This is a genomic window from Candidatus Bathyarchaeota archaeon (genome assembly GCA_026014725.1).
GTDB lineage: Archaea > Thermoproteota > Bathyarchaeia > Bathyarchaeales > Bathycorpusculaceae > Bathycorpusculum.
This window is the reverse complement of the sequence record JAOZHV010000022.1, coordinates 265,421-279,054: the sequence shown is the minus strand read 5'-3', so window position 1 is coordinate 279,054 and position 13,634 is coordinate 265,421. Positions and strand designations below refer to the sequence as shown.

The window sequence follows — 13,634 nt, the reverse complement described above, 5'->3', positions numbered from 1 at the left end:
ACCAAACACTATTTGGTGACTATCCCTTATAAGTTTATTGGAGCAGAAACATTACTATGAAGAGGAAGACATTGGTTATTCCATGGGACAAGGTAACGCCGATGATGCTTTGGGTTTTCAGCACTGAAACGGCGAAGAAAAGACCGATTGAAAAGACAAAAATTACGTCTATCAAGTTGAGCCAGCCTATGTGGAGAGCGGCAAAAACCGCGGTTACGCCGATTATTCCTGTTTTTTCGCCTAAGTTTTTGACAGCGTTTTTCTGGAGAACTCCTCTGAAGACGAGTTCTTCAACAAACCCTGTTGCAACGATTAATGCTAAAGCTAGTAAGGCATATCCCAGTGTGGAGAGGCCGAGAGCCAAAGGTTCTGGCTTTAGAATGTAGTATTCTATGGCTCCAAAAATGACACCTGTTAGTGCTATGCATACTTGTGTTATGGGCTTTCTTAGAGTGAGTCCAACATCTTGCAGGCTTAATCCTTGAATCCTTATCATAATTACTGCTGCGCCGAGCACGGGTATGCCTGCTACGATATACCAAGCGTACTGTGGGAAATAGACCAAAGGTAGAGATAGGCTGAGTATTCTGATTAGGGGTGCCAAGGAGAGGCTTTGGAGCATGCCAGAAGCGAGTTTTTGTTCGTGCCAAAGTGCCGCTAATGCTAGCAGGGAGACGAGGATTATCGCGTGTAGGAAAAGACCGTATGAAGCGTCAGCAAAGGAGGTTACGATTTCAGCGATAACTATGAATGATAGGTAGAATAGGAAAAGTTTGAGTTCTCGTTTAACTTTCATTCTGTGGCTTCACGGTTATCCATAGTTGTAGGCTTCGGTACGGTTCATCTGTGGCTTCTTTGTAGAGGTTGAATTCTAGTTTCATTCTATCGCCTGTTTCTTTGGGTGTCAAAATGTAGTTCTGGGTCCAGTTTGCTTCATGGCTTAGTTGTATGTTGTTTATGGTTTCAAGGGTTTGGTTATTTAGGCTGATGGCAACTCTGTAGGTGACGTTTTTGTATTCGTGGTTTGTGATGCCGAGAATTACTGTGCCGTTTTGTCCAAGCGTCATGTTAGTTGGATAATCAGCTAATTTTCCGTTGGAACCAAGCACGTAGAATTCAGTAAACTGTTCACCTATTTTTGGTGAAGAAGCAAGATACACTGTTAAACCTCCAACTGCAACTATACCAATTAAAAAGCCTACGATGAAAAGTTTGTCTGTTCGAGGCAGCGTGCTCCATTTTGGCATTTTTAGAGGTAAGGTGGGAGAGAATTTTTTCTCAGGGGGCAACTTGCCCCTTCTGTAGAGTGATAAGGCAGACATCAGGAGGATGAATACAAACAGGGATAGCAGTATTGGAGCAAGTCTAATCCCCCATGGAGTATAATTAAGAGCCAAGCCAATCAATGGAACGATGGCTAAGCTTAAGCCGATGCTTAAAGCGAGTCGTTCAGTTCCATCTAAATCTTTGCCCGATGGAAATAGGACAGATATGAGGATGTAGCCTGGGAAGAAGAGTATAAATGGAACACCTAATGCTGTTCTTAGCGGTGAGTCTGGAATTAAAACCACAGCTAAAATAAGCAACGCTGATAGGACATTTATTGTTAATATATCTTTTTCAGAGGTAATTTTCACGGAAAATAGGTCTCTTTTTTGTTTTTTCTAAACGCTGGATTATTCTCTTCTCTGTCCTCTTTACGAGAAGAACCAGCGTTACTACTGCTAAGGCTTGAGAAGCAAAGAGTAGCAGCATTACGCCCATTAATGCCCATCCGCTGTGCCAGATGCCGAATACCATTTGGCGGTAAAGTACCCAAGCGAGCAGGGCTACTGCGGGGATAATTGATGTCATGGAGGCTATGGAGAAAAGTAAAACGGGGTTGTATTTTCTTGCTAAAGAAACAACCGTAGAGAGTATTCCAAAGCCGTTCTTCCAAGAGAGTTTTGCCTTCCCCAACCTCTGGCGATAACCGATTGGAACTTCAGTTACTTCATAATCCGAGACTGTTTGGGCAGCGATTTCTACTTCGGTTGCAAAGCCTCTTGAACCCAACTCCAAGCTGCGTGCAACGTCTGTTCTCAGCACGTACATTCCTGAGCAAAGGTCTGAGAAGTGAGTGCTCATCAACAGGTTGAATGATTTGGTGATTACCCAATTTCCAAACCTGTGAATCAAGCCGATGTTTTTTCTGTCTCTAACTCCTATGACTTGGGCATAGTTGGCACAGTGGTTTAGGAGGCGTTGAATATCTTTGGCTTGGTAAGTGTAGTCGCCGTCAAGGATTAGCAAATATGGTGTGGTGACGTTTTCGATAGCTGTTTTCACAGCGCCGGTCTTGCCTTTGCCATGTTGCTGGATTAACGTGACGCTTTTTTTTGCTTCGATTATTTGGATGGTGTTGTCTGCTGAGTAACCGTCGACGACAAGGATGTTACTGTAGCCTTCTTGGATTAGCTCGTCTATGACTAGGCTGATGGCTTGTTCTTCGTTTTTGACTGGGATGACTATTGTTACTTGGTCTTTAGTTATGGGGTTGTTTTTTTGTATCTTCACGTATCGCTTTGGAGTTTGGGGTAATCTTAGATAGTTTTGTGTGTTTTCCTGTAGGGTGGTGGACATAGCTTTTGCTAGACTCTTATTTAGTTTTGGCGCTTGGTTTTGTGGGGTTTCATCACGACAGAGAAAGGAGTATAAAGAGGAGTATTATCAGCGTTCAACCCTGTCACACCTTGCGCTAGGGATTTTACGGGGTACAGCTTTTTGGGAATATAGAAGTGTGAATTTTAGGGATGTCATATTTTGTTGCTCGTTTTGAAAATTGGAAGATTGTTTATTTCGATGATTGTTAAGTACTGTATGAAACCTTTATCAGTCGCCCATTTTGTAGCTGTTTTATTTCCCCATTGCTTTGCCATCTTGCTTATTTTTTGTGCTAATGGCTGTCCATAGTTCTGCATGTTGTAGGCCAGATTGCCGATTAGTCCGCGAACGCCACCTATGGCTTGTAACAGTTTTTCAACGAGGCTAGACAAAATTTTAAGCAACAAAGAGCTCTTGATTTTGTCAACGGTTTGGATTACAGCATCGATAAATCTGCGCTTATCAAGACTTAGTGCACGGTACCATGTGTTGCTTCTAAGTGCTTTTTGTTTCAAAGTCAATAAGAGTTTTCTTCCACCATGCCTAATCATATTTGAGATTACATTAGGTACAAATTCTTTTTCGGTTGAATCATGCTGCGTTTTGTCGGATTTTGTAGTCCTCATATTTGAGCAACCTCTTTTTTTGTTATGTTAGTGTTGGCTTCCAGTTGTTCGAGAATCTGTGTACAGATGGTTAGGCAGTCTTCGCAGAGAGTCAAGCCGTATCTGAGGAGAAAGACTTTCTTGGTTTTTCTGCAAATGTCGCACTTGTCTATTTGGATTCCAATAATGTAGATTTCCGACTCTTGTTGTTTTGATTGTTTTACCATCGATAAGACACTCTTAAAAGAGGATTAGGTTGGTTGGGTAGGTTTTCGTGTTGTTGTTTGGCTTAGTTGTATTGAGGGGGGTTTTTCGGGGGTGGCGGTTTGTTGTAGTGGCTTTGGCTGTTCTTGCTTTTTCCATGTTTTGTTTTGCATGTTAGCCCATTTCTCCTCTGGCAGACAAATGGTGTCTATTTGTCACATAGGTATATAAAATTTATGATAAGACACGCATAAGCATGAATTAGGAAAAAAATGCTGTTTAGTCTAAAACAACCCCAATATTTGACCCTTTATATAGGGGGATAGGGGTAGATGCAGAGCAACAAGAGTTTCGAAGAAATAATGCTCTATCTCGCCGTGAAAGATGGTAGGTTAATGAGAGCATAACTAGTGTGAGTAGAGTGCTTCGTAGGGTCTTTTGGAGATTGGCAGTATTTTCTTGAATTGTTCATTTAGAATTTCTTTGGAGTCAACACCGAAGTGACCGCAGTATTCGTTGACTAATCTTTCGATTACTTGCATGTCACGCTTGCCCACTTTCATCACTTTCGTGCCTTTAGCAGGCTCTAGAATCTCGCCTCGCTCATATATTACGCCGCCATGCATGCCTGTGCCGACAAATCGAGCTTTGCATTTCTCGCAGGCTTTCAGGTTTAAACCTAAGATGAGGATTATTCCGCCTGCCATGTACTCTGCCAAGAAGTCACCTGCCGTTTCACCTATAACTATTGTTGGTACTTTGCGCTGGTATTGTTTCATGTGGATGCCGACCCTGTAGCCGACATAGTCGCGGACGAAGATTTTGCCGCCTCGCATTGAGTGCCCAGTTAAGTCTCCGGCGTGACCATGAATGACGATTTGACCATCGTTCATGGTGTTGCCGCTTGCATCCTGCGCGTTGCCATGGACCACCATTCTTGGTCCATTCATGAAGGCACCAAGGTCATTGCCTGGCGTTCCGTAAACATCTATTTGGATGGCAGTGTTTAGGTCTGTTCCCAGATATCGTTGCCCGCAAACGTTGTATATCTCGATTTTGTCTGTATCGCTGGTAATTACTGAGCGCAATAGGCAGTTGAGGTCTTTGTAGTATAGGTCTTGAGCGTCTATTTTTACCACTTTGTTTTCGGTTTTCACTCGAGATTGGTACTTTGAATCAATTTCTATTCTATGTTTTTCTTCAAGCATTTTTTTATTCTCCTGCCATTTTAACTCCTAATACTTTAAGTTCAGTTTTTGTTAAACCTACACCTCTGAGTGCAAGTCGGTTGCCTCGTAAGCTTTCTATGGCGTTTATGCCCATGCCGCCCATCATGTCTTTGATTTCCAAGCTCCAACCGCGCAGGAGATTCACTAATCGTTTAGAGGCTATGTCTGGGTTGATGCGTTTGCTAATCCACGGGTCGCTGGTAGCAATGCCCCATGGGCACTTACCTGTATAACAGCGTTGGCAAACAGTGCAACCTATCGCAACCAAGGCTGCTGTGGCAATGTAAACGGCGTCTGCGCCTAATGCGATAGCTTTCACTACGTCGGCGCTGCTCCGAATGCCGCCCGCTGCAACGATGGATGCTTGGTTTCTGATGCCTTCTTCTCTCAGACGCTGGTCCACCTGTGCGATAGCTAATTCGATTGGGATGCCTACGTTGTCGCGAATTACTTTCGGTGCTGCGCCAGTCGCACCTCGGACACCGTCAATGGCAATTATGTCTGCGCCTGCTCGCACCATGCCGCTTGCGATTGCGGCTACGTTGTGAACTGCCGCTATTTTTACAGAGACTGGTTTGGCGTAGTTGGTTGCTTCTTTGAGGGCGTAGATTAGTTGGCGTAAGTCTTCGATTGAGTAGATGTCGTGTTGAGGTGCAGGCGAGAGCGCATCTGTACCTATCGGAATCATGCGTGTTTTTGCTACTTTTTCGGTAACTTTTTCACCTGGAAGGTGGCCGCCTATGCCTGGTTTTGCGCCTTGACCAATCTTGATTTCGACGGCTGCGCCAGCGTCAAGGTAGTCTGGGTGGACGCCGAATCTGCCTGAAGCAACTTGCACTATGGTGTTTTTGCCGTATTTGTAGAGGCTCTGGACTAGGCCGCCCTCACCTGTGTTCCAGTAAGTGCCGCATTCTGTTGCTGCTCTTGCTAGGGATTCGTGGACGTTGAGGCTGATGGCGCCATACGACATAGCGGAGAACATGATGGGCGTGTCCAAGCAAAGCTGAGGTGTTAACTTTGTCTTTAGGATTGTTTCACCGTTTTCCACTTCCAAGTCTAAGCGGTCAGGTTTTGCGCCGAGGTATGTTCTGATTTCCATGGGTTCACGTAGTGGGTCAATGGATGGGTTGGTGACTTGGCTTGCGTTCAGGAGTAGTCTGTCCCAGTATGTGTAGTATGGTTTGTCGCAGCCCATGCCTGTGAGGATGACTGCTCCGCTTTCTGATTGTCTTTTCGCATCACGGATTGCTTCTAGTGTCCAGTTGGCATTGTCTCGGTTAGCGTTTGGGTTCTTTCTTATGGTTATGGCGTGGGTTGGGCAAAAGGTTACGCAACGTTGGCAGTTGACGCAGTTCTCTTCTTTGCTGCAAACGGTGTCGGTTTCTTCGTCATAGAAGTGTGTATCGTATGTGCATTGGTTGACGCATACTTTACAGCGAATGCAGCGTTTCTCGTCGCGTTCAATTAAGTATTCAGGTGTCACGTAAGTTTTCATTGCTCTGTGCCTCCCACTGAACTCTCAGCATTTTTTAGCTGAGCAATCACAGGTTCGCCGCCTCTTGGGCACCAGAACTTGTCTAGGTTTGGAGAGACCAGTCGCATGGCTGACTCCTCAGACGAGAGATAGACATAGTCGCCCTTTGTGCCTGCCACAAGAGGCCGCAGTTTGATTCTATCCGTTAACCCTATCATTTCGCCGTGATGAGCAATAACTATGCTAAATGGGCCATTCATTAGTAAACTGCCGTATGTTTGGCGGAGAGTGCGTAGCAGATTTGCTTGTTTTGGTTCCATGCTATCTATTTCGCTCCACAATGGTGCAGCAAGAATTTGGGCAACCAGTTCCATTGGCAGGTGTTGTCTGCGCATGAGCAAATCTACAGCGTACGCTAACACTTCAGTGTCGGTTTGCATGGTGCACTTGTAACCGTACATTTCCAAGTAACGGCGGTTTATGCCGTAGGATGATAGTTCGCCGTTATGCACTACTGTCCAGTCAAGGATGTTGAATGGGTGCGCGCCGCCCCACCAGCCAGGAGTGTTTGTGGGGAATCTGCTGTGGCAAGACCAAAGATAACCTTGGTAATCTTCTAAACAGAAGAAGTCTGCAACGTCTTCTGGGAAACCGACGCCTTTGAAGACGCCCATGTTTTTGCCGCTTGAGAAGACAAAGGCTTTGCCTGTTTCAGTGTTAATCCGCATAACAGCCTCGATTACATAGTCTTCGATGCTTTGTCCTTCTGGTCGGCGTTTTTTGGGCTCAACAAAATAGCGCCATACCAGTGGAGGGTCTCGTACGTTGGCTGGTTTTGTTTGCATTTCCTCATCGTATATTATGTTGAATTTTGAAGCGAGTACGCGGTCGGTTCTTTCTTTTGCGTCTCTGCTTAGGTACATGACATGGAATGCATAATACTCTTTGAACTGCGGGTATATGCCGTAGACTGCGAAGCCGCCGCCTAAACCGTTGCCGCGGTCATGCATGTTCGTTATCGCTCGAACAGGGTCAGCTGAGCCGAAGCGTTTGCCTTCGGTGCTCATCATGCCGAATATGGCGCAACCTGAGAAATCCTTGTCATCCCCGAATGGGTTGATTATTTTTCTGTCGTACTTATCCATGTTATTGCACCACACACATTTTTCGTTGCAGACCCACAGGTAAAGTGGCTAAGCTAAAATCGTCTGAGAGCAACTTTTCTTTGAATTTCTTAACATTTGCACAGTTTTTCATTAGGTAGAAGAGAACGCCTGCGCGTTCGATGTTGTTGACCAGCGTCATGCCTACTACAACATTGTTCCTAAGAACCAGTTTCTTGTAGATGTTACGCTCTGAGTCATGTTTAACGAGCACTTCTAATGCTGGGTCTTCTTTTGGGTTTGCTAAGCCGACCGAGATGATGGGTATGCCGAAGTACTTGAGGCTACTCATGTTTGTGCCGCCTGTGTACGTGGTTTTTTTGCCTGCCATGTTGTAGCCTGCAACTTGACCTTCCAACACTGCGAGGGGCCAAAGCGGTAAGGGTCTGTTTTGGTTTAAGATGAAATCGTAGGCTTCTGCGACATCGCCGCTGGCGTAAACGTCGGGCACGTTGGTCTGCATTGTGTTATCTACGATGATGCCTCTATTAATCTTCACCGCTGTACCCGCGACTAACTCGGTTCTTGGAATAACACCGATGGCAACGATGACTAAATCACAGGGAACATGTTCGCCTTTAGTTAAGATGACACCGCCGACTGCATTTTCATTGTTTGGTTTGCCAACGATTTTTTGAACAGACTGACCCGTAACAATGTTAACACCTGCATTTCTGATGACACCTTCAACAAGGTCTGAAGCCTTAGTGTCTAAGAGTAGGCTGAGGATTTTCTCCTGCAACTCAACCAAGGTAACCTTAAGCCCACGTTTAACCAAGGCTTCGGTTACGCTTATGCCAATAAGCCCAGCCCCGACCACTACAGCTGACTTAGCGTTTAAGCTATCAATCTTAGCCGCTAAGAGCTCGGCATCTTTGATGGTAGTGAACGTGAATACGCCGTCTTTTTCTGAACCTTCAATCTTGGGCACAAAGGGTTTGCCACCTGTTGCCAGCAAAAGCTTTTCATAAGCAATTTTTTCGCCGCTTTCCAGCTGCACGGTTTTCTCTGTGAGATTTAGCGCTATGGCTTTTTTACCCGTTAATGCTTCGGCACTGTTTTCCTTCCAGAACTCGTCGGTTCGGCATTTCATCTTGCAGAAATCTGCTTTGCCGCTAACAAAATCACTAATCATTGGACGGCTATACTGTGGACAGATTTCGTCAGAGATTACAGTGATGCTCCCCACGGGGTCTATGTCGCGTATGGCTTCAACTGCGCCAATGCCTGCTGCTGAAGCGCCAACAATTACATACTTTGCCATTAGGGTTTCACCTCTTTGAATACCAAAGCTTGGTTGGGACAATTTGCAACGCATGCGGGTTCCTCAAGCCCTTGGCAGAGGTCACATTTGGCGACAACCTTGCCTTCTTTGTCCATCTTTATGGCGCCGTATGGACACACCATGATGCAAGTCCAGCAACCGATGCATTTGTCTTTGTTATGTGTGATTTCGCCTGTTTTCTCGTCTCTCTGCATGGCACCAGATAGGCAAGCGGTGACGCATGGCGCGTCTTCGCAGTGTCGGCATTGAATAGCGAAAGATATGGGCTTTTTAACTTCAAGTCTTATTCGGCTTATAGGTTTGGGGCGTTCGCTATTGTAAGCTTTGATTATGTCTTTCGACTTTGAATGCTGCACAGTACAGTAGACTTCACATAGTCCACAACCCATGCAAGCTTCTTGCTTGGCGATTACACGTTTCACTTTGCTGACCTCGCATTTTGATTCAGCGAGAAAAAGTGAGCATCCGAACGTAAAGTTCAGTGTCAGTTGTACACAACGTAGCCCTGCTTACCGTCCTTTGGTTTGTACTCGTAATTAGTATTTTGCACGTGTGAACTGACATTTTACTCGCTTCTTTGGCTTTAGACTATCACATCAAAAGCACGTAATCTATATAACTTTGTTGAAAATCATTTATATGCAAGTTAAGTAACTAGTGTATCTAAATGAAACATGTATCAAGTGAAGGTGTACATTTTGGCTGAAAAAGACTTAGGGTATAGAAGAGTTCAATGCACAGGAAGAGGTTCATACATCATATCTCTCCCTAAAGAATGGGTGCAAGATGTGGGCTTAAAGCGAGGAAGCGAAATTGCCTTCAACATACAGCCTGACTCGACGCTCGCCCTTGTTCCAAGGAAAATTATGGAGAAAGAGGGCAGAGGCGACGCAGCCAAACCAAAAGAATACTGCATTAACGTAGACCCAAAAGAACCTCCGCAATCCACACTGCGCATGATAAGGGCATTATACGCCATAGGTGCTGACATCATACGCGTTCGCTTTAAGAATGTTCAAGATGTAGCAAATTACAAGAATGAAATAAAGAGCCTCTCAAGAGATAGCTTTTTGGGCTCAGAAGTAATCGATGAAACGCCAAATGAAATAACATTACAGATTTTAATTAAATATTCTGAATTCCCAATTGAGAAGGCCGTTAGACGCATGGCAATCGTTGCGCTTGCTGCTAACAGGGATGCCGTCGCTGCCTTAAAAGACCGAAGCAACAGTCTTTTTGACAGCGTCATTCATGCTCATAATGATGTGAACCGCCTTGGTCTCTACATCGTTCGCCAACTAAAGCACGGCATAGAAAGAAACCTCTACCGAGAACTTGGTTTTGCAACCCCTAAGGAGTTTTTGCTCTACCGCATAGCCGTAAATGATATAGAAAGCATCGGCGAAAACGCTCTAAACATCATCAACAACCTTGGCTCATTGCAGAAACTGATTGACGATGAAATGCTATTCATAAAGGAGCCCATAGACGAAGAAGTTTACACTCAAATCTTGAATTTCACCAATAAAGCACATGAATTATACGACGACGCAATCAAAGCCATGTTCAAACGGGACTACAAAGACGCAGAAAAATTAATCTCAAAACGCGAAGCCCTCACGCAACTTGAAAATGAACTAATCATGCTAATGTCAAGCAAAAAACTCGACCCCAACATCGCCTCCGTGCTACGCTTAATCTTTGACAGCTCAAGACGCATAATGGATTACAGTCGAAACATGGCAGAACTAACCCTTAACCGCACTGTGGAAGAAATCTGCTCCACCTTTGTATTCAAATAAACCAAATTTCTTTTGATTTGTTGGTTTTGGTGCTCCGGCCGGGATTTGGACCCGGGTCCGCGACTCGAGAGGCCGCTATACTTGACCGGACTATACTACCGGAGCAAAGTGCTTAGCGTACATACACATTTCTCCTCTATTAATTTACCTTCCCCTCAACTCAAGCTGTCAGAACGCTGAAACACAAAAACATGCCAAGCAAAAAAGCCCACAAAACACTAAAATAACATAGAGAAACCGTTTTTGTCACAGAAAAGTACTGTTAATTCTTAAAAAGACCTAATTTGGGTTTTCAAGGAAAAAGAAAAATTAAAGGTGGGAAGTTTACTCTTCACCCATGCCGCCAGGCATTCCGCCGCCTGGACCGCCTGCTGGCGCTTTGGGTGCTTTAGCTGTGATGATATCGTCAATGCGCAATATCATGGCTGCTGATTCGGCTGCGGATTTGATGGCTTGCTCTTTGACGACAATTGGTTCGATGACGCCATTGTCGATGCTGTTTTGCAGTTTGCCACTGAATACGTTGATACCTTTGTTTTTGCCGTCTTCTTTGTCGTGAGTTGCACGTAGTTCCACCAGTATGTCGATGGGTTCTAAGCCCGCGTTTTCTGCAAGCGTGCGCGGGATGACTTCAACTGCGTCAGCGAATGCTTCAACTGCAAGCTGTTCTCTTCCACCGACTTTAGTGGCGTATTTGCGCAGTTCTTTAGCGATTTCAATCTCAACTGCTCCGCCGCCTGGGACGACTTTGTTGTTTTCTATCACATCAGAAACGACTGATAGTGAATCAACGAGAGCTCTTTCAGCTTCGTCAACCATGCGTTCGAGTCCTGCTCGGATAAGGATGGCTACGCTGTGTGGGTCTTTGCATTTTTCGACGAATATCATTTTGTCGTCGCCGATTTTGCGTTCTTCCACTAAGCCTGCCATGCCAAGGTCTTCTTTTTTGAGGTCGTCGAGGTCACTGATTATTCTGCCGCCTGTGGCTCTCGCCAGTTTTTCCATGTCTGATTCTTTTACTCTGCGTGCTGCCATGATGCCTTCTTTAGCCAAGAAGTGCTGCACCATGTCATCTATGCCTTTTTGGCAAAAGACCACGTCTGCGCCTGAGGCTTTAACTTTTTTAACCATGTCTTGCATCATGTCGTTTTCTTGGTCTAGGAACGCTTTCATCTGTGAGGGGTCTTTGATGCGGATTTCAGCACTGATTTCTGTCTTTTCGATTTCTAGAGCTGAGTCGAGGAGGGCGATTTTTGCGTTGGTTTTCGTTTTTGGCATGCCTGGGTTGACGACTTCTTTGTCGATGATTATGCCTCTGATAAGTTGGGTTTCTAGAAGGCTTTTGCCTGTTTTTTTGATAAGTTGAATGTTGTCTATGTCAGCGATGGTTTTTTCGCCGCGTTGTTCTGCAATTTGTTTGACTGCGTCGATTGAGATTTCTGCTAAGTGTTCTCTGGCGGCGCCGACTGCTTTGCTGCTCATGGATGTTAATGCGACTTTGAGGAGTTTTTTGCGGTCGTTGGTGTCGAGTGGTTCTGATATTTTGTTTATGACTTCGATGGCTTTTTGGCTGGCTTTTCGGTAGCCGCTTACTAGAATTGTTGGGTGGATGTTTTGGTCTAGGAGTTCTTCGGCTTTTTTGAGGAGTTCGCTTGCGAGAACTACTGCGCTGGTGGTTCCGTCGCCGACCATGTCGTCTTGGGTTTTGGCTATTTCCACCATCATTTTTGCTGCTGGGTGTTCAACGTCTATTTCTTTTAGGATGGCTGCGCCGTCGTTTGTTATGGTGATGTCGCCGAGGCTGTCGATGAGCATTTTGTCCATGCCTCTTGGGCCTAGTGTGGTTTTGAGGACTTCACCGATTACGCGTGCTGCCATGATGTTGTTTCTTTGGGCTTCTTTGCCTCTGCTTCGTGTTGTTCCTTCTTTGAGGATGAGGACTGGTTGTCCTGATCCTGTTGTTGTTAAATACGCCATGTGTTATCCCTACTTTAGTAGAATTTTGTTTTGATTCGGAATTATGCGTAAATCAAACGCAAATATAAACTTTAAGGCGTGTTAGGATGGTTGTTGGTTTTGTTTTTTGTGGTTTTGTGTGTTTTGGTTTGGTGTTTGTGGTTTGTGGGTTTTGGATGTTTATGGGTTAATTGTTTTGTTTTTTCTAGTAGTAGTTGATGAGAGTGTGCTCTTAGTACATCATCAACCTGTGGCTTGTGCAGATGGTTGCTTTTTTGTTTCTGTTTGTGCTTTGGGTTGCTGGATGGTTGTGAACGTTTCACAATCAATGCGGGGGTGGCTTGGGCGTTTGTTTGTGTGTGAAAGTTCAGCGAGGGGGAGGCGTTGTATATATGTTGTGTATTTATGGTTTGTATATATGGACTGTAGGGTATGCGCTAATTTACACTGTAACAGTAACAGTTGCTTTATTGGCAATAATTTTCGATAAAACTTTAAATTCTGCGCAAGTCAGAGAAGTGGTGCAAACTAGCCTTACCGCAACTTTGTTGCCGGGGTCTCCTAGCCAGGCAGGGAGCAAGCCTGGAGATGTTTGCGCAATGCAGGCACTTGTCAGCTTGTGACCTTTCGGGGTCGCGGGGGTTCAAATCCCCCTCCCGGCGCCAGAGCCTACAAAAAGGTTATTTTGTCAAAAAAACATCTATTAGTCGGATGCGGATATGCCAACGTTCTCGACTGCTCAGCGTTTGAAAATTGCCCTAGGAGGCTTTTTAGCCTTCACAGGATTCGTCATCCTATTAACTGCAGTTTTAGCCATTGTTGGAAACGTGAATGTTGGGCAAGTTTTTCAAGACGGCATGATATTTTGGATAGTGGCTTTTTTGAGCTGTTTAGACATCGCTTGCGGCTTTTACCTTTTAAGAGGAAAAAAATCTTTATTCGCGACCCAGCAAAAGAAAACCAACGATAATATTGATTAAACCCACAAACACCCAAGCCCCAAGACCAAGTGGACTAGAGGAAAACAAGCCTGCTACCTGATCAGTAGCGGCAGCGTAAATCAGAAACCCAAGCAATGAAGCCCCCGTTAAGAATAAAGCAATACTGGCGTATTGGCTGATTTTTTTGTGTAGCTCAAGAACATTGAACCTTTGTTCTTCCAAGCTTTTTTCAGCTTTCTTTCGAGCTCGCTCTTCTGGCGCAGTGACTGGTTTTGAAGGCGCCTTAACTGTGATTTCATTATTATCTTCGGATGTCATCGGTAAATAACTCT

Annotated in this window: 15 protein-coding genes and 2 tRNA genes; 3 read left to right on the top strand and 14 right to left on the bottom strand. The window is 44.9% G+C overall.

What is annotated here, in order from left to right; translation table 11 throughout:
* Nucleotides 1–34: 34 nt before the first annotated feature.
* The 11 genes from NWE95_03865 to NWE95_03815 form a co-directional block, all read right to left on the bottom strand.
* Nucleotides 35–796 (bottom strand): CPBP family intramembrane metalloprotease, encoded by a 762-nt coding sequence (locus NWE95_03865; GenBank protein ID MCW4003033.1) that lies wholly within the window; start codon nt 794–796, stop codon nt 35–37.
* Complete coding sequence (locus NWE95_03860; GenBank protein ID MCW4003032.1) at nt 786–1,637, bottom strand: DUF1616 domain-containing protein; 852 nt, start codon at nt 1,635–1,637, stop codon at nt 786–788. The genes NWE95_03865 and NWE95_03860 overlap by 11 nt, the downstream gene beginning before the upstream one ends.
* A complete protein-coding gene (locus NWE95_03855) occupies nt 1,621–2,556 on the bottom strand; it encodes a glycosyltransferase family 2 protein (protein MCW4003031.1) in 936 nt (311 codons plus the stop codon). Before NWE95_03855 ends, NWE95_03860 begins: the two co-directional genes overlap by 17 nt.
* 239 nt (nt 2,557–2,795) lie before the next feature.
* Entirely contained in the window at nt 2,796–3,269 is a 474-nt protein-coding gene (locus NWE95_03850) for a hypothetical protein (protein MCW4003030.1), read from the bottom strand.
* On the bottom strand, nt 3,266–3,475 hold the full coding sequence (locus NWE95_03845) for a hypothetical protein (GenBank protein ID MCW4003029.1): 210 nt from the start codon (nt 3,473–3,475) through the stop codon (nt 3,266–3,268). Before NWE95_03845 ends, NWE95_03850 begins: the two co-directional genes overlap by 4 nt.
* Nucleotides 3,476–3,488: 13 nt before the next feature.
* Complete coding sequence (locus NWE95_03840) at nt 3,489–3,611, bottom strand: hypothetical protein (GenBank protein ID MCW4003028.1); 123 nt, start codon at nt 3,609–3,611, stop codon at nt 3,489–3,491.
* 248 nt (nt 3,612–3,859) lie between these two features.
* Nucleotides 3,860–4,660 carry a hypothetical protein gene (locus NWE95_03835; GenBank protein MCW4003027.1) on the bottom strand — a complete coding sequence of 267 codons (801 nt, stop codon included), beginning with the start codon at nt 4,658–4,660 and terminating at the stop codon, nt 3,860–3,862.
* A 4-nt stretch (nt 4,661–4,664) separates the two neighbouring features.
* Nucleotides 4,665–6,176, bottom strand: coding sequence for a glutamate synthase-related protein (locus NWE95_03830; protein ID MCW4003026.1), 1,512 nt, complete (start codon nt 6,174–6,176; stop codon nt 4,665–4,667).
* Nucleotides 6,173–7,300 carry a glutamine amidotransferase family protein gene (locus NWE95_03825; GenBank protein ID MCW4003025.1) on the bottom strand — a complete coding sequence of 376 codons (1,128 nt, stop codon included), beginning with the start codon at nt 7,298–7,300 and terminating at the stop codon, nt 6,173–6,175. The genes NWE95_03830 and NWE95_03825 overlap by 4 nt, the downstream gene beginning before the upstream one ends.
* Before the next feature lies 1 nt (nt 7,301).
* Nucleotides 7,302–8,582 carry an FAD-dependent oxidoreductase gene (locus NWE95_03820; GenBank protein MCW4003024.1) on the bottom strand — a complete coding sequence of 427 codons (1,281 nt, stop codon included), beginning with the start codon at nt 8,580–8,582 and terminating at the stop codon, nt 7,302–7,304.
* The gene (locus NWE95_03815; GenBank protein MCW4003023.1) at nt 8,582–9,025 is read right to left on the bottom strand and encodes a 4Fe-4S dicluster domain-containing protein; all 444 of its coding nucleotides are present in this window, start codon (nt 9,023–9,025) and stop codon (nt 8,582–8,584) included. Before NWE95_03815 ends, NWE95_03820 begins: the two co-directional genes overlap by 1 nt.
* A gap of 276 nt (nt 9,026–9,301) precedes the next feature.
* Between NWE95_03815 and NWE95_03810 the strand changes: the two genes are divergently transcribed.
* On the top strand, nt 9,302–10,405 hold the full coding sequence (locus NWE95_03810) for a phosphate uptake regulator PhoU (protein MCW4003022.1): 1,104 nt from the start codon (nt 9,302–9,304) through the stop codon (nt 10,403–10,405).
* 27 nt (nt 10,406–10,432) lie between these two features.
* On the opposite strand, the gene NWE95_03805 is transcribed toward NWE95_03810, so the two are convergent.
* Together NWE95_03805 and thsB are read right to left on the bottom strand one after the other, a co-directional pair.
* Nucleotides 10,433–10,510, bottom strand: a tRNA-Glu gene (locus NWE95_03805).
* Between the two features lie 219 nt (nt 10,511–10,729).
* Entirely contained in the window at nt 10,730–12,382 is a 1,653-nt protein-coding gene (gene thsB, locus NWE95_03800; protein ID MCW4003021.1) for a thermosome subunit beta, read from the bottom strand.
* Nucleotides 12,383–12,911: 529 nt separating this feature from the next.
* Here thsB and NWE95_03795 point away from each other — a divergent pair.
* Together NWE95_03795 and NWE95_03790 are read left to right on the top strand one after the other, a co-directional pair.
* Nucleotides 12,912–13,026 (top strand) — tRNA-Ser (locus NWE95_03795).
* Nucleotides 13,027–13,080: 54 nt separating this feature from the next.
* Nucleotides 13,081–13,341, top strand: a complete 261-nt coding sequence (locus tag NWE95_03790; GenBank protein MCW4003020.1) for a hypothetical protein — start codon at nt 13,081–13,083, stop codon at nt 13,339–13,341.
* Here NWE95_03790 and NWE95_03785 read toward each other — a convergent pair.
* Nucleotides 13,297–13,620, bottom strand: a complete 324-nt coding sequence (locus tag NWE95_03785) for a hypothetical protein (protein MCW4003019.1) — start codon at nt 13,618–13,620, stop codon at nt 13,297–13,299. The two genes, NWE95_03790 and NWE95_03785, sit on opposite strands and share 45 nt — an antisense overlap.
* Between the last annotated feature and the right edge of the window lie 14 nt (nt 13,621–13,634).